This is a genomic window from Sphingobium sp. EM0848, from assembly GCF_013375555.1.
In the GTDB taxonomy this organism is placed as follows: domain Bacteria; phylum Pseudomonadota; class Alphaproteobacteria; order Sphingomonadales; family Sphingomonadaceae; genus Sphingobium.
The window spans coordinates 1,176,034-1,193,158 of record NZ_JABXWB010000005.1; the positions used below are offsets into that span (position 1 = coordinate 1,176,034).

Below are 17,125 nucleotides of genomic sequence, written 5' to 3' on the forward strand. Positions count from 1 at the left end.
GAAACGCCATGGCGCAAACAGGCGCCAGCCATGGAAGGAGAGGGGCGCCGAGAGGGAGAGGATTTGTGATGCGTTTAGGGTTGTTGCTCAGTTCGGCTTGCATGATGGCCGTCAGTTTCTCCACTGCCGCACTGGCTGCTGAGGCGGCGGATCAGGACGTCTCGGCACAGGCCGACGGGGCCAATGGCGGGCTCGCCGATATTGTCGTCACCGCGCAGAAGCGCGAAGGAAAGCTGCAGGACGTGCCGATGGCCGTGTCAGCCATCGGTGCCCAGGAATTGGAGCGCCGGCAGGTCAGCTCGGTCGCTGATCTGGCCAAGTTGTCGCCGGGTGTCTCCGTGGCGCAGCATGCGGGCTATAACCGGCTGTTCATTCGCGGCATCGGCCTGACCTCGATTTCCAACGGACAGGACCCGAGCGTTGCCTTTCAGGTCGATGGCGTGGTGATCGGCCGCCCTTCGGCGCAGCTTGCTTCCTTCTTTGACATCGAACGGATGGAGGTGCTGCGCGGGCCCCAGGGCACGCTTTATGGCCGCAACGCGACCGGCGGCAGCGTCAACCTGATCACCCGCAAGCCGACCCGCGACTTCAGCGGCTATCTCAATCTGTCCTACGGCAATTACGATGCGCTGACGGTGGACGGCGCGATCAGCGGCCCGCTGGACAAGGGCGGGAATGTGCGTGCGCGGCTGGCCTTCCAGCATATCGAACATGATGGCTATGGCCGCAATGTGACGCTGGGTGAGCAGATCGACAATCAAAACAGCACCGCCGTTCGCGGCACTATCGAGGCGGACCTCAGCGATAGCGTGCATGTCACGCTGAGCGGCGATTATGCGCGCGAGCGCGACCATAATTACGCCTTCCACGCCTTTGGGCCATATCGATCCGACGTAACGATGCCGGGCCTTGCCAATGGTGGTACCATTTTGATCAATAGTCGCGATATCACCAGCGAGGTGCCTACCCGAAACCGGCGAGAATTTTGGGGATTTTCCGGCAAGATTGCAATTGATCTGACCGATCATTTGACGATCCAGTCGATCACTGGATACCGTCATTCGGATCGATGGAGCAGCAACGACCCGGAAACCACCTCTTTCGATGCCTTCTCCCCGGTCGTTACCATAGAACGTGCGAAGCAATTTTCCCAGGAACTGCAACTCAATTACAGCAGCGACCGGCTGAAGGGTGTTTTCGGCCTGTTCTATTATGACGAGCCGCTGCATGCCGAACTGGACCTGACCTGGCCCTATATCGGGCGGCTGCTGGGTTTCGCGAACCCCGCCTATCATGAGAATGGCGATATCGGGATCAAATCCTATGCCGCTTTCTCCGAATGGACCTATGAGGTGCTGGACGGGCTGCGGTTGACGGCGGGCCTGCGCTACAGCGAGGACAAGCGCGATTCCAACGGGTCGCTCACCGTGTTCAATTTCATGCCGCCGCCCAATGGCGCCAATCTGGTCATTCCGGTGAACGCGAAGAAGAAATGGGATGCGCTGACGCCCAAATTCGGCATCGACTACAGGCCCAGCGAGGATGTGATGCTCTATGCCTCGGTCACGCGCGGCTTCAAGAGCGGTGTGCTGCTGGCGGGCAATCCCAATCCGCCGGTCAATCCTGAATATGTCTGGTCCTATGAAGCGGGCTTCAAGACGACGTTGCTCGATCGCCGCCTGCAATTCAACGGCAGCGCCTTCTATTACGACTATACCGATCTTCAGGTGAACAAGATCGTCGGCAATTCGATCATCACCCAGAATGCGGCGGCCGCTCGGGTCAAGGGCCTTGAACTCGAAACGCGTGCGCAGCCGGTGCCGGGCGTGAACTTGAATGCGGCGTTGACCTTTCTGGATACGAAATTCGTGTCCTTCATTACGCAAAATCCGGCGCGGCCGGAAAATGGCAATGTCGATCTGAAGGGCAATCGACTGGTCAACGCGCCCAAGGTGGCGATCAATGCAGGTGCAGAGGTCGATCTGCCCCTGAACGTGCCGGGCCGGTTCTCGTTGCGGGGCGATCTGACCTATAGCGGCCGCATCTACTTCACGGAATTCAACGAAAAGGCGCTGTCGCAAGGCGCGGTGGCGTTGATCGACGCCTCGCTGCAATATGAGAGCGCCGATCAGCACTGGAGCGCCAGCCTGTTCGTGAAGAACCTGACCAACAAGAAGGTCATCAGCAACAAGTTCGTCGCCGCAGCGCTGACGGGCTATGCGATCAACGGATCGTTCAAGCCGCCCCGGCTTTACGGCGTGCGTGTCGGCTACAAGTTCTGATCAACAAGGATGAAGAAGGCCGGGATGATGTCCCGGCCTTCCTGTTGCCGTAGGAGAAAAACGGGTGGAGGAATATAGCATCGACGGCGTGATCGCTGCGGAACGGAGGCGTGGCGAGGCGCTGGTGCAGCAGGATTATGACAGCCTGCGCGCGATGATCTCACGCACGGTCACGCATACGCACACGCGCGGCGTGACTGACGATTTCGACAGCTATTTCTGTTACATTGAGGGAGAGTTGACCTTTTTGGAGGTGACGCGCGGGCCGCTCGACGTCCGCCTGTTCGGGGATGCGGCGGTGATGAGCGGGGAGATGAGCAATCTGCTGTCGCTCAAGGGTAGGGCCGAACCCATATTGTCCCGCTCTCTGGTGTTGCAGGTCTGGGCCTGGCGGGGAGGGCGCTGGATACAGGAAGCCTTTCAGTCCACTAGCCTGCCGGAAACGCAGATATGAACGCTATCGGCGGCGCGGTGCTGCACCGTTGCGGCATGGCCGATTATCCCGTTCGTGTGGGCACGCCGGTCACGCGGCTGCCGTGGACGACCATCGACCTGCATTGCCACCTCGCCGTTCCAGCGGTGGAAGCGCTGGTGGCGAACCATCCGGATCGGACCGCGCGGGCGGTGGCTGAAGCCGAAGCGATGGGCGCGGCTTCTCTGGCGGTCAATGCCGCGATGATGGCCGACCTGATGCCGCGTCTGACCGATGTGTCGGTGCGGCTTGCCGACATGGATGCGATGGGGGTGGATATCCAGGCGATCAGCCCTTCGCCCACGCAATATCATTATTGGGCCGAGAAGGATCTGGCACGCACCGTCGTCGGCAGGATCAATGATGGAATTGCGGCCCTGTGCGCCGATCACCCGGATCGCTTCGTCGGGCTGGGCACGGTTGCGCTCCAGCATCCCTCGCTTGCCGCGCAGCAGCTGGAAAGCGCGATGCGCGACCATGATTTCAAGGGCGTGGAGATTTCCTCGCTCGCCGGCGGGCGCGACATTGCCGATCGCTTCTTCGATCCTTTCTGGCAAAAGGCCGATGAACTGGGTGCGGTGGTGTTCATCCACCCCTGGGGCACGACGCTGGGCACGCGGCTGGCCGATCATTATCTGATGAACACCATCGGCCAGCCTTTCGAAACCACGGTCTGCCTTTCCAAGCTGATCTTCGGCGGTACGCTGGATCGCCATCCCGGCGTGAAGATCATCGCCGCGCATGGCGGCGGCTATCTGCCTGCCTATGCCGGGCGATCGGACCATGCCCATGCGGTGCGGCCTGAGGCGCAGGGCTGCTCCTGCCGCCCCACCGACATATTGCGCCGCATCTGGTTCGACAGTCTGGTCTACGATCCCCGGCAATTACGGCGCCTGATCGAGGAGGTGGGCATCGACCGGGTCGTGCTGGGCAGCGACTATCCCTTTGACATGGGGGATTATGATCCGGCCGGCCTGCTGGCGGACCTTGCAGAAGAGGATCAGCGCCGGATACTGGGGGAGAATGCCCGGACCTTGCTGAACCTGTAAAGGCGGGAGGGGGCAGGCTCGGGTACTCCCTTAGACTTCCGGCTTTCCAAGCGGGGCGAAGGGGCGGTGCAGTACCGCATCTTCGTCCGTCCTTTCCACACGGCAGGGCACGATCTGCTCGCCCAGCCCCTGAATCGCTCCCCGCATTACATCGCCGTCGCGCAGGAAGCGGTTATAATGGGTTCCGTTGCCTGCCGGCGAACCTGTGCAGATAATGTCTCCGGGCATTAGCTGGATGTGAGTGGAAAGAAATTCGATCAGCCGGGGAATGCGGAAGATCATGTCCGCGCTCGCTTCATCCTGCATCACCTGCTCGTCCAGCCGCAACGTGATTTGCAGGTCGTGCGGATCGGGGATCAGCGCTGTGGGGACGATGAGCGGACCCAGCGGCAGGAAGCCGGGACAGGATTTGCCCGCGATGAAATCCAGCCCCATGCCGGGAATATCCGGCCGCGTGATATGATCGCGCGCGCTGATGTCATTGGCGATCGTATAGCCCGCGACATGATCCATTGCCCGTTCGCGCGTCACGCGGCGCGCCGGGCGGCCGATGACCACCGCAAGTTCCAGTTCCCAGTCGGTCTGGATGCTGTCGGCGGGAATGGTGAGGGGGTCATAGGGCCCCGCGAGCGCCGAAATGGGCTTCACAAAGGCGAAGGGCGAACCGGCCTGGGCACGATGGTCCATCAGTCGGGTGGCCCGTATGCGCCGCTCCGCCGCGTCAAGGCCCGGTTCGCTACCCGCCTCATGATCGGTCATGATGTCGATGACATGGCGCCGGTAATTGGCGCCCGCGCATAATATCTGGCGCGGTTGGACCGGCGGCAGCGTGCGCAGGCCGGAGAGCGCGATGCCCCGTTCGCCGCTGCTGCGGATGGCGGCGACACGCTGCTCCAACTCCGGCCACACCTCGGTCCAGCGCTCGAACAGATCGACGGTGTCGGCCTTGCCTGCGCTGGCGATCGGATAGGCGGCGCCATCGACCACGAGCGCCACGAAGGGGGCGGCGCCCTCTTGTACGAAGCGGCCGATGCCCACGGCCGGAAATTGCATGTTCGTCATGATGCCTCCTCCTGCACGATGGCTAGGGCGGCGGGGCAGGGCGTACCAATCACCAGATGGGATGGCTACCATTGGCGGGCCCGATGGCCGATCCATCAACTCATCCTATAGGTCCTATCCGATTTTGCGTTTTCTATCGCGTACCAGCCGGGCCTAGAGCATGGGCAGGTAAGGATGGAGGGGGCTGGAAACCCCTCCACGTCGGAGGAGGCACATATGACAGGCGGCCCAATTTTCCTTAATTGTGCAGGCAGTCGCACACAGGGCGCTGTCATGGACGCGTTGCAGGCGCGCGGGGCGGCGTTCCGCGCTTATGGCCGTTCGCTCGATCCGGTGGCGATGGCAGCGCGGGGTGCCAGCGAGGTGATCGAGGGCAGTATGCTCGATATTGAGGCGCTTGCGGAAGGCATGGAGGAAGCCGCTACCGTGATCCATGTCGCGCCTGCCCTGCAGGACAAGGAGGTGGCGATGGGCCAGTTCGCCGTCGATGCCGCCCGCCGTGCCGGGATCGGCCATTTCATCTATATTTCGGTGATCCATCCCCAGATCGAATATCTGATGAACCATCGCGCCAAGCTGGCGGTGGAAGATTATCTGATCGGTTCGGGCCTGCCCTTCACCATTCTGCGACCGATGCATTATTTCCAGAATATCGACGTTGCGGCGGCAATAGAGACCGGGCGCATGCAACTGACCTATTCGGTCGAACAATCGCTGGGTTTTGTCGACATGGCCGATGTGGGCGAGGTGGTCGCAAGGGTCGCGACCGAGGAAGGGCATGATTATGCCACCTATGACCTGTGCGGGCCGCAGCATCTGACCGGTATGGAGATGAGCATGATGCTGACCCGGCTTGCGGGACGGGAGGTCCTCCCGGTGCGGATTCCACTCGACCGGCTGGTGCAGATGCTGGCGCCGGTTCTGGCGTCGGACGCGGTGTCGATCGACTGGACCGCGAGCGCGATCGAGCGGCTGTTCCTCTATTATGACCGCTTCGGGCTCAACGGGAACGCCAATGTGCTGCGCTGGCTATTGGGTCGGGAGCCCGGCACCTTCCTCGACTTTGCCCGCCTCCAGATCGCCCGTTCCGGCGGGCGCTAGATCATTGACTCCCACCACCTCAGCAGTCACCTGCGTTACAAGGTCACGGAACCAGCGATGGCCGGGGTCGAAATCATTGCGGGGGTGCCAGAACAGCCGTTCCGGAAGGGAAGGCAGTTCCAGCGGCGCTTCCATGCTGCGCAGTGGCAGCGTCTGACCATAGCGCTCGACCAGCAGGGATGGAGCGATGGTGATCATGTCGGTCTGCGCCACGGCGTTCAGCGACTGGTGGAAGCTCGGAAACCAGAAACGGGTGACTGGCCTCCGGCTCTGCCGCCGCAATATCTGTTCGGCGATGGAGGTGGAATGGCTGCCGAACCGCGTCTCGATATAGGGAAGCGAGCAGAATTGCTCATAGCTGAGACTTTCCTCCACCAGAGGATTGTCTTTCGCCACGGCGATGACCAGTCGGTCGGTGAACAGCGGCCGTTCGCTAAATGATCGGTCGAGGCAGGTCGGATCGAGCGCCAGCATCTGGGTAACGGTGATCGCGCAATCGAGTCCGCCCTCAAACAGGCGCGTCAGCGTATCGGCGAGAAGATCGTCGAACTGGAAGCGGATGCCGGGCGCCTCGCGCATCAAGCGCTGGGCTAGCGGCAGCGCCAGCAATTCACTGCAGAGCGACGATCCGCCCAGACGGAAAAGGCGTTCGGCGGTCGAGGGATCGAAGTCCTGATCGGCGGCGGTCAGCGCCCTCGCCCGATGGAGCACATCGCGCACCGGGTCTACCAGTGCGCGGGCGCGCGGAGTCAGTTCCAGCTTGCGGCCGATGCGTTCGAGCAGTTCGTCCTTGAAATGCCAGCGCAGTTTTTGCAGCGCCGCGCTCATGCCCGGCTGAGAGATATGCACCCGCTCCGCCGCGCGCGTGACATTATGCTCGCTCAGCAGCGCATCGAGCGCGATCAGTAAATTGAGGTCCAGCCCCTTAAGGTGCAAGGCAACTCTCCCGCCCGTTGTTCATTCGTGCCGTCTGCCGCGGCGTTCCGAGCCTAACAGCTTAACGCCCCTTCTGATAAGCCCTATATACCCAGCAGCTGAGAGGGGGTGCCATGAGCGATCCTGTCGACCATCGCCGATGTAAGGCCGGGCGTCTTGCGCAATTCGGCAAGACCGTCCTCCTCGCCCACCGGAAAATCGGATCCGAGCACGATGCGGTCCACCCCGACGATGCGGATCAGCGCTGCCAGGATTTCCGGGCTGTAGACGCAGCTGTCATAATGGAAATCCTTGAGATAACTGCTCGGCATGCGGTGGATGTTGCGCATGGTCTGCGGGCGTTCGACGGCGTTGCGATCGAGCCGCCCGTAATAATGGGGCAGGAAGCCGCCGCCATGCGCGATCACGATCTTGACTCCGGGGAAGCGGTCGAACACGCCATTGTAGATGATCGAGGCCATGACCTTGATCTCCTCCACGCCCTGTCCGGCTGAATTGCTGAGCGCGAAATCGTCGAAGGGCGGGCGATTGTCCTGCCCATGCGGGTGGATGAACACGACAAGGCCATGATGCTGGACCGCTTCCCACATCGGGTCGAAGCGGCGGTCGCCGAAATAGACCCCGTCGGGCGTGCAGGAGGAAAGCTGCAGCACCCGCATGCCCAGCTGGGTCACGCAGCGGACGAGTTCCCCCATCGCCAGTCCGACATCCTGCATCGGTAGGCTGAAGGCGCCATGGAAGCGACCGGGATGCGCCGCCACCCAATCGCCCGCGATGCGATCGTTGGTAGCGCGGTAGAGCTTCAGGTCATGCGCGGCATCGCCCCAACTGATGCCATGGGTCGCGTTGGAATAGCCGACGACATGGCTGCCTGTGCCATGGCGGTCCATATGGCGGACATGCTCCTCGGGCGATTTCATCGCTTTCAGCCAGGTGTCGACATGAGTGCTGGTCAGCGCGCCGGTGATGAGATTGGGGAGGGCGGGATCGAACATATGGGTGTGGAAGTCGATAGCCTTCCAAGCTGCGCCATCGGTTCCCCCCGTGGCCGCCCGGACCCTGGGGGCCAGCGCGGCCCCTGCGGCCGCGGCGGCGAACCCTCCCATCATCGCGCGCCGTGACAGCGCGCAGCGCAGACATCCGAACATGGTTTCTCTTCCTCTCGCGGTTATGATGATCTTTCAGAGTCTCTCGAAAATCGCGGCGATGCCTTGTCCGCCGCCGATGCACATGGTGGCCAGGCCATGGCGGCCGCCGCTGCGATGCAGCTCGTGGATCAATTTGGCGGCGATGATTGCGCCGGTCGCGCCCACCGGATGGCCGAGCGAAATGCCGCTGCCATTGGGATTGACCCGTGCCGGGTCGAGGTCCAGTTCCCTTGCCACGGCGCAGGCCTGCGCGGCGAAGGCTTCATTGGCCTCAATCACGTCGATGTCTTTTGTCTTTAGACCGGCACGTTTCAGTGCAATGCGGCTGGCGGGCACCGGGCCGATGCCCATCAGCGACGGCGGCACACCCGCATGGCCATAGGAGACAAGCCGCGCCAGCGGCGTCAGGCCCTTCCGTTTCACCATGGCCTCGCTGGCGAGGATCAGCGCGGCGGCGCCGTCATTGATGCCGGACGCATTGCCGGCGGTCACCGTGCCCTTCTCCTTCCGGAAGATCGGTTTCAGGCTGGCAAGGCTTTCGGGGCTGGCATCATGACGGACATGTTCGTCGATATCGAACAGCGCGGGCTTGCGCTTCACCATCAACTCTATGGGCAGGATTTGTTCGCGAAAACGACCCTCGGCAATGGCGGCGGCGGCGCGCTGTTGGCTGGTGAGCGCCAGCGCATCCTGTTCCTCGCGCGAGATGCCGTAGCGGTTGGCAACATTTTCCGCCGTAATGCCCATCAGCACCTTGTCGAAGGGATCGGTCAGCGCGCCGTTCAGCCCGTCCACTAATGCGCAATCGCCCATTTTCTGTCCCCAGCGCACCGCCGGGGCGAAGAAGGCGGCGCGGCTCATCACTTCCGTGCCGCCGGCCAACGCCGCTTCATAATCGCCGAGCATCAGGCCCTGCGCAGCCGAGACAATCGCTTGTAGACCGGAACCGCACAGCCGGTTGACGGTGAGTGCGGGCGCATTTTCGGGAACGCCCGCGTGCATCGCCGCCACTCGCGCGACATAGGCATCCGCGGGTTCGGTCGGGATCACCTGACCGAAGATGCTATGGCCGATGGCGCCGGCTTCCAGCCCGCTGCGCCGGATCGCTTCGGCGGCGACAAGGCCGCCGAGTTCCGCCGGGCGAAAGCCGCTGAGGCTGCCGCCGAAAGTGCCGATCGCGGTACGGACGGCGGAAACGATATAGACGCCGGTCATGCCGTCACGCCGGACTTGCGGATTTCCCACTGGAACTGATCGAAGCCGGTTGCCGGGATGACTTCGCCATCGCGGTCGGCAACCTGGTCGAGACGATCGGCAAGGGCGGTGGCCACATCTTCGCCTTCGCCCAGATATATGCCCCGCGTCATGGTGATGTTCGCCTGTTCGAAGCTGCCCGCTCCGGCGAGCAGGATGCGACGCGTCGGCGCGTCCCGGCCGCACAGCGCCACCACCGCCGGGCTCACCAGATCGGGCGACAGCCGGGCGAAATCATCGTCGGAAAAGATCGTCTCGGTCATGCCTGTCGCGGCGCTGGGCGCAAGGCAGTTGACGTGGATGCCGTAACGCTCGCCCTCTAGTGCTAGCGTCTGCATCAGGCCCACCAACCCCATTTTCGCTGCGCCATAGTTGGACTGGCCGAAATTGCCGTAAAGGCCTGAAGATGATGTGGTGAAGACGATTCGCCCAAAACCCTGCGTGCGCATCTGGTCCCACACCGCCTTGGCGCAGATCGCTGCCCCCATCAGGTGGATCTCCAGTACCAGCCGGAAATCGGCGAGGTCCATCTTGGCGAAGCTCTTGTCGCGCAGGATGCCCGCATTGTTGACGAGGATATCGACGGAACCCCAGCGGTCGGTCGTGGCCGTGACCATCGCGGCGACGGCCGTTTCGTCCGTGACATTGGCGGCAAAAGGCATGGCCTCGCCTCCCGCGGCGGTGATCTCCTTCGCGACACGGGTGGCGGCCTCCTCCGACAGATCGTTCACCACCGCCCGCGCGCCGTGGCGGGCGAGTGCCAGCGCATGCGAGCGGCCAAGGCCCCCCCCTGCTCCAGTGACGATGGCGGTAAGGGGGGAAAGGGACAAGGTCATGGAATTTCTCCTGGTCGCGCCGCATATCCGGCGCAGGCGTCAGCTTTTTGGGATCAGATGATGGTGAAGCCGCCATCGACGGCGAGAATCTGGCCGGTGATATGCCCGCCCGCGTCCGAAGCAAAGAGCAACGCAGCGCCCTTCATATCCTCCTCGCCGCCGAGTTTGCCGAGCGGGGTCTGGCCGGCAAGGGTATCGCCATGGGCATCGAGTACGGCATAGGTCATCTTCGACGGGAAATAGCCCGGTGCGATGGCATTGACGCGCACGCCGCGCGGCCCCCATTCGGCGGCCAGCGCGCGGGTTATGTTCACCACCGCGCCCTTGGAGGCGTTATAGGCTATGGTTCCGGGACGCGACCAGTGATGGCCCATCAGTCCTTCGATGGAGGCGATATTGATCACCGCGCCCTTGCCTTGCGGTAGGAAACAGTCGCGGCCCACCGCCTGCGTCAGGCGGAAGAGGGCGGTGACATTGAGGTGGATCACCTTGTCCCACCCGTCCTCCGGATAGGTTTCGGCTGGGGCGCCCCATGTTGCGCCCGCATTGTTGACGAGAATGTCGATACGGCCATAGGTTTCGCGCACCGCCGTTACCAATGCTTCGGCGGCGCCCGGCGCGCCGAGATCGGCGGGGAAGGGCAGCGCCTCCACCCCAAGGGCGGCAAGGCGGGCAACGGCGCCGTCAAGATCGGTCGCCTTGCGCGCCACCAGCGCCAGCTTCGCGCCATATTCGCCCAACGCCTCGGCGATCTGCAATCCCAGCCCGCGCGATGCGCCGGTGACGACCGCTACCCTGCCGCTCAGGTCGAACAATCGGGTCAGGCTCATATTTCCCTGCCCCATGGCCGGTCGGTTCTACTGGTCATCTGCTCCGTTCCTCCCTTTTTGGCTTTAGCCTGTCTTGCTAGTCCCAAGGGCAGAGAGAGGAAAATCGCCAATCATGATTGGATGCATAACCGCCAGCCATATCTGCTGCCCGCGGGAACATAGGCGAGGGCGATAGGACCCATAACATCTCTCGATTTTTCCGCCGCGATAGCCCCTCCCTACACTCCCTTCCTGAAAATCGCCCCGCGAGGCGGCGGCTCCCGTCGATATTCAAGGAGAGGGTTTGTGCGGAAAGTCATCATCACATGCGCAGTGACGGGATCGGTTCATACGCCGTCCATGTCGCCTTATTTGCCCAAGACGCCCGACGAGATTGCCGATGCTGCGATCGGCGCGGCGCAGGCCGGAGCGGCGATCGTCCATCTGCATGCCCGCAACCCGGAAACCGGCGAGCCGAGCCAGGACCCGGCGCTTTTCTCCCGTTTCCTGCCACGTATCGCGCAGGAATGCGGCGCGGTGATCAACATCACCACGGGCGGCGCGGCGACCATGACCATAGAAGAACGGTTGCGTCCCGCTTTGACCTTCAAGCCGGAGATCGCCTCGCTGAACATGGGGTCGATGAACTTCGTGCTTTATGAGATGCTGGACCGGTTCAAGACGTTCCAACATGCATGGGAAGACCCTTTCCTGCGTCATTCGGATCAGAATATCTTCCGCAATAGCTATCGCGATATCGAGCACATTCTGCGTAGCTGCGGTGATCAGGGAACGCGGTTCGAGATCGAATGCTATGATGTCAGCCATCTCTACACCGCCGCCCATTTCCGGGACAGGGGCCTTTTGACCGGGCCGATCTTCCTCCAGACCGTGTTCGGCATCCGGGGCGGCATCGGCGCGCATTATGAGGATGTGGCGATGATGAAGCGCACCGCCGACCGGCTTTTCGGCCCGGACGATTATGTCTGGTCCGTGCTGGGTGCCGGGCGCAACCAGATGCCGTTGTCGACGATATCGGCGGCTCTGGGCGGCAATGTCCGTGTGGGTCTTGAGGATTCGCTATGGGGCGAGCCGCGCCAGTTGGCGAAGAGCAATGCCGAGCAGGTGACGAAGATCCGCACCATATTGGAGGCGCTCTCGCTGGAGATCGCGACGCCTGAGGACGCGCGGCGGATGCTGCAACTCAAGGGATCGACCGATGTGGGGGCAACGTCATGGTGATGATCCGTGAGGGACGCGGCCCCAATCCGCTCAAGGGCTTCACCGTCGATCCCGCCGACATCCATTTCGTCGGCAAGGATTTGCAACGCCCCGAATGCATCCTTGCCGAGCGTGATGGCACGCTCTGGTCGGCCGACGCGCGGGGCGGGCTGATGCGCATCGCGCCTGATGGCAAGCAGCAGCTTATCACGCAGGAGGTGGACGGCCATTTCGACCTGTCCGGCGATGCGGCGCAGAGCCTGCTGTTCGGCACATTGCCCAATGGTCTCGCCTTTGCGCGCAACGGCGACATATTGATCTCCAATTTCGGTAACGACCGGCTGGAACGTATGACCCGCAGCGGAGAAACCCGGGTGCTGGCCGACAGCATCGACGGCAAGCCGCTGGGTAAGGTCAATTTCGTGTTGCGCGACAGCAAGGACCGCATCTGGGTGACGATTTCCACGATGGTCAATCCGTGGAGCGACGCCACGCGTCTGGGGCTGGCCGATGGCTATATCGCCCTGCTTGACGAAAAGGGGTTTCGTATCGTCGCAGACGGCTTCGCCTTTACCAATGAGATCCGGCTCGATGTGAAGGAGGAGTGGCTCTATGTCGCGGAAACGACTGCCAAGCGCGTGTCGCGTCTGCGGGTCCAGCCCGACGGATCGCTGATCGACCGCGAGATATTCGGGCCGGACAATCTGGGTAGCGGGGTGGTCGACGGCATCTGCTTCGACGCCTATGGCAATCTCTGGGCGGCAATGATCCTGGCCGACCGGCTGATCGCCATTACCCCCGATGGCGAGGTGCTGACGCTTCTCGACGATGGCAATGCGCAGGCGACGGCGGCTTTCGAAGCCGAATTTGCAAGCGGTAATATAGTGAAGTTCGAAACGATGATGCAATGCGGCGGCACGTTGGCGCCATGGATGGCGAGCATCACCTTCGGCGGGCCGGACCTTTCAACTGTCTATCTTGGCAGCCTGCGTGGTAACAGGCTGCCCGCCTTCCGCTCGCCGGTGGCGGGCCTGCCGATGGTGCACTGGTAATATCATGGACCTGTCAGGCAGGAATATTCTCGTCACCGGCGGCGGCGCAGGCATAGGGCTGGCGCTTGCCCGCGCGCTGCACGCCAAGGGTAACAGGGTCATCATCTGCGGGCGCGATGAAGCGCGTCTGGGCGAGGTTGTAAGGGAGACGCCGGGTCTGATACCCGTGCGCGCCGATGTCGCGACAGCGGCGGGGCGTGATGCGCTGCTGGCCGATGCACTGGCTCGGCTGCCGGACCTCGACATGCTGGTCAACAATGCAGGCATCCAGCGTCGCGCAAAATTTCATGCGGACGCTGCCGATTGGACGGAGCGTGCGCAGGAAATAGCGATCAATTTCGAGGCGCCGGTGCATCTGGCGGCGTTGTTCCTGCCTCATTTCCTCGCTTGTCCCGGTGCGGCAATCGTCAATGTGAGTTCTGGGCTGGCCTTCCTGCCGGTGACCTTCGCGCCGGTCTATGCCGCGACCAAGGCGGCGCTGCACAGCTTCACCATCGCGCTGCGCGACGATCTGCGTGGTACCAGGGTGAAGGTGGCGGAGATTATTCCGCCAATGGTCAATACCGGGCTGGGTGGGCAGGGACTCCATGTCGCGGGTGTGCCGGTCGATATCTTCGTCAAGGCAGTGGTTGATCGCCTCGCCGCTGGAGAGTTGGAGATTGGCTATGACATGTCCGAGAAATTCCGCACCGCTAGCCGAGAAGAGCTGGCAGGGATACTCGCACAGCTAAACGGCTGAGGTCCGGCAGTTCGTCTGGGGACAGTTGTCAGGAGAACGCCACCAATCATCAGTCCCAATATGAATATCCGGCCGCTTTCCTAAGGAAAGCGGCCGGATATTCATATGTAACCTTCCAATGCGATCAGCGCGGGGACAGGAGATATTGTCCCAGTCCCTGGAACATGCTGTCATATTTGAGCGCACCATGATTGGTGACCGCATGCAGGTCGCGCCAGTGCCGACTGATCGCATTGCGTGTGTCGAGGCCTCGTCCGCCAGCCTGATAGAATAGGCGTTCGCCCGCCCGCGTGAGCGTTTTGGCGGCAAAGCCCATCGCCCCGCGACAGCGCAGGATCGCATCGGGCGTCTTCATCCCGCCCCTTAGGATCAACTCGTCGAAACGCTCCATCAGCGCATGGACGGCCGTGATCTCGGCTTCGGCTTCGCCCACGCCCGATTGCAGATAGGGATCGTCCGCGAGGCGGCCGGGCACCAACAGCCCTTCGCGCGTGCGGTTGAAGCCGGTGATCGCTTCCTGCAAGGCGCGTGCGATCGCATACATGGGGCCGATCAGCCCATAGGGGAACTGGCCCATCGGCGGGCTGCTGAACAGGGGATGGGTGTGGCCGCTGACCGCCGTGCCGACATCGCCGATCCCATAGCCGGCGATGTCCAGCGTATAGGCGTCTTCGATCAACGCATCCTTCACCAGCACATTGTTCGATCCGCTTCCGGCGAGACCGACGCTGTGCCAAACATCCTTCACCTCGAACTGGCCGGGCTTCAGCAGGAACCAGTGATTGGCGCGCGGCACGCCGTCGCCCTTGCCGACAAACCCTGATAGGATCACCCAGTCGCAATTGTCGACACCGGAAGAGAAGGACCATTCGCCCGAAAGCCGCAGCCCGCCGGGGACCGGCTCTGCCCGTCCGCAGGGGGCGAACATCGACGCGATACGGGGATCGCTGGCCTGGCTGTAGACCTCATCCTGCGCCTCTTTGGGGAAGAAAGCGAGCGCCCATTGATGGTGCAGAATGAAGCCCAGCACCCAGGCGAGTGAGCCGGATTGCGCCGCCAGCGGAACCAGCGCGTCGGTGAAGGCCATCCAGCCCAGTTCATAGCCGCCATAGCGCGCGGGCCGCACCAGCGGCATCAGTCCGGAAGCGACCAGTGCATCGACGGCGGCGCGGGGCACGCGCCGGTCCCGCTCGGTCTCCTCGACATAACGGGCTATGTCCCCGGCGAGATCATAGGCGAGGTCGACACATTGCGCGGGCGTAGGAATATTGCCCGGCGGGCTGAGCGTGGCGAGATTCTGGGGAGGATTGACCATGACCGGCATCCATTTCCTTCAAAGAGATGTTGAGGTCAGTCCTCGGCGGCGGCGAGGTTGGGACGGCGCTGCACGCTTCCCTTGGACGGGGCGGAGCCTTCGGCGAAGCGCACGTCCCAATCGGCCCCGTCCCACCATTCCGGCAGATCATGCATCCAATGGGCCAGGCCGAACATCGGATCGAAATCACGCGGTATCCAGCCGTCGTCCAATGCGTCGGAATCGGCGCCATATTCGGCTTCGCCGCCAGCCGGGCAGGGGAAGTAGCAGAACAGCGCCGATGCGATGCGATGGCGGCCGATGCCCAGATCCGATTTCGGCCAGCCGCGCCGTTCGATATAATTTTTCCCGGCCATGATTTCGTCGAGGTCCGTCACCGCGAAATTGGCGTGGTGGAAGCGAAGCTGGCCATCCATGCCGGGCAGGCCCGCATTGGCGTTGAGGAGCGCGATATTATGATGGTCGGTTACGCCATCGGCGCGGCAATAGACGGCAAAATGGCGCTGGCGATCACTCAGTCGGAAATTGAGCCGGGTCTGGAGGAAATTTACCAGTCCTTCCAGATCGGGGGACAGCAGGCCGATATGGCTGATCCCCTTGGGAAAGGCCCGCGCGATCCAGCGGCGATGCGCATTCATGCGGCGAATATTGCCCGGAGAATTGACCGGATCGGTCGGGGCGAACACCAGGCGCTTTTCGGACCAGTGACGCAGGCCCATTGCGATGCCCTCATCGGTGACGAAATGGGCTATGCCTTCTTCGTCGCGACGAACCTCGCGGTCGGTGGCGATGCCTGTGACCAGCTTTTCGAGATTGTCGGCGCTATCGACGCCCCATATCAATTCATGCACACCTTGCCCGACGACGCGCGAACCCGGTACGGGATGGGTTGCCAGCGAACGAAAATAGACGCGTGAATTGTCGGGTAACTGGAAACGCGCTGAATCGGGGGTACGTTCTTGCGGGCTCAGGCCGAAATCCTCGAAGAACTGCGCGCTCTTTTCGACATCTTCGACACAATAGATCAGCCGCTCAATTCCGATGATTGCCATTATCGGTCCTCTTCCTGTTCCGGCTGGAGTCGATGGCCATCGGCCCGATGCCGTTTGTGGCCCGCCCATCCGGCGGACTCCGTCATCCGACGCTAGAGGCATGTTTTGCTTCGCGGAAATAACTAGTGGCTATCGGACCCATTGCGCGGGGAGATATACCGCCGAAGCCGGATCAAATCGGCGCTGCCTGTCCTATTGCCCGGGCGCGTTGAGCGGCAGGGCGGTCTTGTAGACGACGGGGCGCAGGGCAAAGCTGGTGGTCAGTTGCGACACGCCTGCGATGCGGGTCAGCTTGTAGCGCAGGAAATCTTCGAAAGCCCGCAGATCGTCGACCAGGACGCGGAGTTGATAATCGGCATCTCCAGTCATGAGGTAGCATTCCATGACCTCGGGAAATCCGGCGACGGCTTCTTCGAAAATGGTAAGTTGCCGATCATCCTGCCGGTCAAGCCTGATCCGTACAAAGGCGGTGACGCCCAGTCCCACACTGTCGGGGTCAACCAACGCGACATAGCGGGTGATGACCTTGTCCGCCTCCAGCTGTTTCAGGCGGCGCAGGCAGGGGCTGGGGGACAGGCCGACCCGCTCCGACAGTTCCTGATTGGTCATGCGGCCATTGTCCTGAAGTTCGGCCAGAATCTTCCGGTCCAGATCGTCTATCTTCATCATTGGAAGAATGTGCCTTTTGTGCGTTTGAATTGAGCATAATCTGTCAATCATGAAGCATATGGCGCATGTTTTTGCAAGGACATGCCGAGGTCATTTGCGGTAATCATAGCGCATAAACTTAATGGAAC

The 17,125-nt window shown here is 62.2% G+C and carries 16 protein-coding genes; 7 read left to right on the plus strand and 9 right to left on the minus strand.

Annotated elements, in window-relative coordinates; all coding sequences use genetic code 11:
• Positions 1–68 precede the first annotated feature (68 nt).
• From HUK73_RS23475 to HUK73_RS23485, 3 genes are all read left to right on the plus strand, one after another.
• Positions 69–2,282: a TonB-dependent receptor gene (locus HUK73_RS23475; protein ID WP_255326516.1), complete on the plus strand. Its 2,214-nt coding sequence runs from the start codon at positions 69–71 to the stop codon at positions 2,280–2,282.
• A 64-nt stretch (positions 2,283–2,346) separates the two neighbouring features.
• Positions 2,347–2,736, plus strand: coding sequence for a nuclear transport factor 2 family protein (locus HUK73_RS23480; protein ID WP_176594186.1), 390 nt, complete (start codon positions 2,347–2,349; stop codon positions 2,734–2,736).
• On the plus strand, positions 2,733–3,803 hold the full coding sequence (locus tag HUK73_RS23485; protein WP_218036699.1) for an amidohydrolase family protein: 1,071 nt from the start codon (positions 2,733–2,735) through the stop codon (positions 3,801–3,803). Before HUK73_RS23480 ends, HUK73_RS23485 begins: the two co-directional genes overlap by 4 nt.
• Positions 3,804–3,833: 30 nt before the next feature.
• Here the strand turns inward: HUK73_RS23485 and HUK73_RS23490 are convergent, their stop codons facing one another.
• Positions 3,834–4,865, minus strand: a complete 1,032-nt coding sequence (locus HUK73_RS23490; RefSeq protein ID WP_255326517.1) for a fumarylacetoacetate hydrolase family protein — start codon at positions 4,863–4,865, stop codon at positions 3,834–3,836.
• A 273-nt stretch (positions 4,866–5,138) separates the two neighbouring features.
• Between HUK73_RS23490 and HUK73_RS23495 the strand changes: the two genes are divergently transcribed.
• Positions 5,139–5,966, plus strand: a complete 828-nt coding sequence (locus HUK73_RS23495; RefSeq protein WP_255326518.1) for an SDR family oxidoreductase — start codon at positions 5,139–5,141, stop codon at positions 5,964–5,966.
• Here HUK73_RS23495 and HUK73_RS23500 read toward each other — a convergent pair.
• From HUK73_RS23500 to HUK73_RS23520, 5 genes are all read right to left on the minus strand, one after another.
• Complete coding sequence (locus HUK73_RS23500) at positions 5,895–6,902, minus strand: LysR substrate-binding domain-containing protein (protein WP_176594188.1); 1,008 nt, start codon at positions 6,900–6,902, stop codon at positions 5,895–5,897. The genes HUK73_RS23495 and HUK73_RS23500 overlap by 72 nt on opposite strands.
• Before the next feature lie 83 nt (positions 6,903–6,985).
• Positions 6,986–8,050 (minus strand): amidohydrolase family protein, encoded by a 1,065-nt coding sequence (locus HUK73_RS23505; RefSeq protein WP_176594189.1) that lies wholly within the window; start codon positions 8,048–8,050, stop codon positions 6,986–6,988.
• Positions 8,051–8,083: 33 nt separating this feature from the next.
• Positions 8,084–9,265, minus strand: a complete 1,182-nt coding sequence (bktB, locus tag HUK73_RS23510) for a beta-ketothiolase BktB (RefSeq protein ID WP_176594190.1) — start codon at positions 9,263–9,265, stop codon at positions 8,084–8,086.
• Entirely contained in the window at positions 9,262–10,140 is an 879-nt protein-coding gene (locus HUK73_RS23515) for an SDR family NAD(P)-dependent oxidoreductase (protein ID WP_176594191.1), read from the minus strand. The genes bktB and HUK73_RS23515 overlap by 4 nt, the downstream gene beginning before the upstream one ends.
• Positions 10,141–10,193: 53 nt before the next feature.
• The gene (locus HUK73_RS23520) at positions 10,194–10,970 is read right to left on the minus strand and encodes an SDR family oxidoreductase (RefSeq protein ID WP_176594192.1); all 777 of its coding nucleotides are present in this window, start codon (positions 10,968–10,970) and stop codon (positions 10,194–10,196) included.
• 285 nt (positions 10,971–11,255) lie between these two features.
• On the opposite strand from HUK73_RS23520, the gene HUK73_RS23525 reads away from it, so the two are divergent.
• From HUK73_RS23525 to HUK73_RS23535, 3 genes are read left to right on the plus strand one after another with little or no spacing between them, the layout of a single operon-like run.
• Positions 11,256–12,191: a 3-keto-5-aminohexanoate cleavage protein gene (locus tag HUK73_RS23525; protein ID WP_176594193.1), complete on the plus strand. Its 936-nt coding sequence runs from the start codon at positions 11,256–11,258 to the stop codon at positions 12,189–12,191.
• Positions 12,185–13,222: an SMP-30/gluconolactonase/LRE family protein gene (locus HUK73_RS23530; protein ID WP_176594194.1), complete on the plus strand. Its 1,038-nt coding sequence runs from the start codon at positions 12,185–12,187 to the stop codon at positions 13,220–13,222. The genes HUK73_RS23525 and HUK73_RS23530 overlap by 7 nt, the downstream gene beginning before the upstream one ends.
• A gap of 4 nt (positions 13,223–13,226) precedes the next feature.
• Entirely contained in the window at positions 13,227–13,961 is a 735-nt protein-coding gene (locus tag HUK73_RS23535; RefSeq protein WP_176594195.1) for an SDR family oxidoreductase, read from the plus strand.
• A gap of 124 nt (positions 13,962–14,085) precedes the next feature.
• On the opposite strand, the gene HUK73_RS23540 is transcribed toward HUK73_RS23535, so the two are convergent.
• The 3 genes from HUK73_RS23540 to HUK73_RS23550 form a co-directional block, all read right to left on the minus strand.
• Positions 14,086–15,276 carry an acyl-CoA dehydrogenase family protein gene (locus HUK73_RS23540; protein ID WP_176594196.1) on the minus strand — a complete coding sequence of 397 codons (1,191 nt, stop codon included), beginning with the start codon at positions 15,274–15,276 and terminating at the stop codon, positions 14,086–14,088.
• A gap of 35 nt (positions 15,277–15,311) precedes the next feature.
• Positions 15,312–16,328, minus strand: coding sequence for a VOC family protein (locus HUK73_RS23545; RefSeq protein WP_176594197.1), 1,017 nt, complete (start codon positions 16,326–16,328; stop codon positions 15,312–15,314).
• 192 nt (positions 16,329–16,520) lie between these two features.
• Positions 16,521–16,997 (minus strand): Lrp/AsnC family transcriptional regulator, encoded by a 477-nt coding sequence (locus HUK73_RS23550; RefSeq protein WP_176594198.1) that lies wholly within the window; start codon positions 16,995–16,997, stop codon positions 16,521–16,523.
• Between the last annotated feature and the right edge of the window lie 128 nt (positions 16,998–17,125).

Excerpts from the sequence above, each read along its gene's own strand:
- HUK73_RS23490 (WP_255326517.1), bottom strand. The coding sequence starts at position 4,865 with ATGACGAACATGCAATTTCCGGCCGTGGGCATCGGCCGCTTCGTACAA.
- HUK73_RS23495 (WP_255326518.1), top strand. The coding sequence starts at position 5,139 with ATGGACGCGTTGCAGGCGCGCGGGGCGGCGTTCCGCGCTTATGGCCGT.
- HUK73_RS23520 (WP_176594192.1), bottom strand. The coding sequence starts at position 10,970 with ATGAGCCTGACCCGATTGTTCGACCTGAGCGGCAGGGTAGCGGTCGTC.
- HUK73_RS23475 (WP_255326516.1), top strand. The coding sequence starts at position 69 with ATGCGTTTAGGGTTGTTGCTCAGTTCGGCTTGCATGATGGCCGTCAGT.
- HUK73_RS23530 (WP_176594194.1), top strand. The coding sequence starts at position 12,185 with ATGGTGATGATCCGTGAGGGACGCGGCCCCAATCCGCTCAAGGGCTTC.
- bktB (WP_176594190.1), bottom strand. The coding sequence starts at position 9,265 with ATGACCGGCGTCTATATCGTTTCCGCCGTCCGTACCGCGATCGGCACT.
- HUK73_RS23485 (WP_218036699.1), top strand. The coding sequence starts at position 2,733 with ATGAACGCTATCGGCGGCGCGGTGCTGCACCGTTGCGGCATGGCCGAT.
- HUK73_RS23550 (WP_176594198.1), bottom strand. The coding sequence starts at position 16,997 with ATGATGAAGATAGACGATCTGGACCGGAAGATTCTGGCCGAACTTCAG.
- HUK73_RS23545 (WP_176594197.1), bottom strand. The coding sequence starts at position 16,328 with ATGGCAATCATCGGAATTGAGCGGCTGATCTATTGTGTCGAAGATGTC.
- HUK73_RS23505 (WP_176594189.1), bottom strand. The coding sequence starts at position 8,050 with ATGTTCGGATGTCTGCGCTGCGCGCTGTCACGGCGCGCGATGATGGGA.
- HUK73_RS23540 (WP_176594196.1), bottom strand. The coding sequence starts at position 15,276 with ATGGTCAATCCTCCCCAGAATCTCGCCACGCTCAGCCCGCCGGGCAAT.
- HUK73_RS23515 (WP_176594191.1), bottom strand. The coding sequence starts at position 10,140 with ATGACCTTGTCCCTTTCCCCCCTTACCGCCATCGTCACTGGAGCAGGG.
- HUK73_RS23535 (WP_176594195.1), top strand. The coding sequence starts at position 13,227 with ATGGACCTGTCAGGCAGGAATATTCTCGTCACCGGCGGCGGCGCAGGC.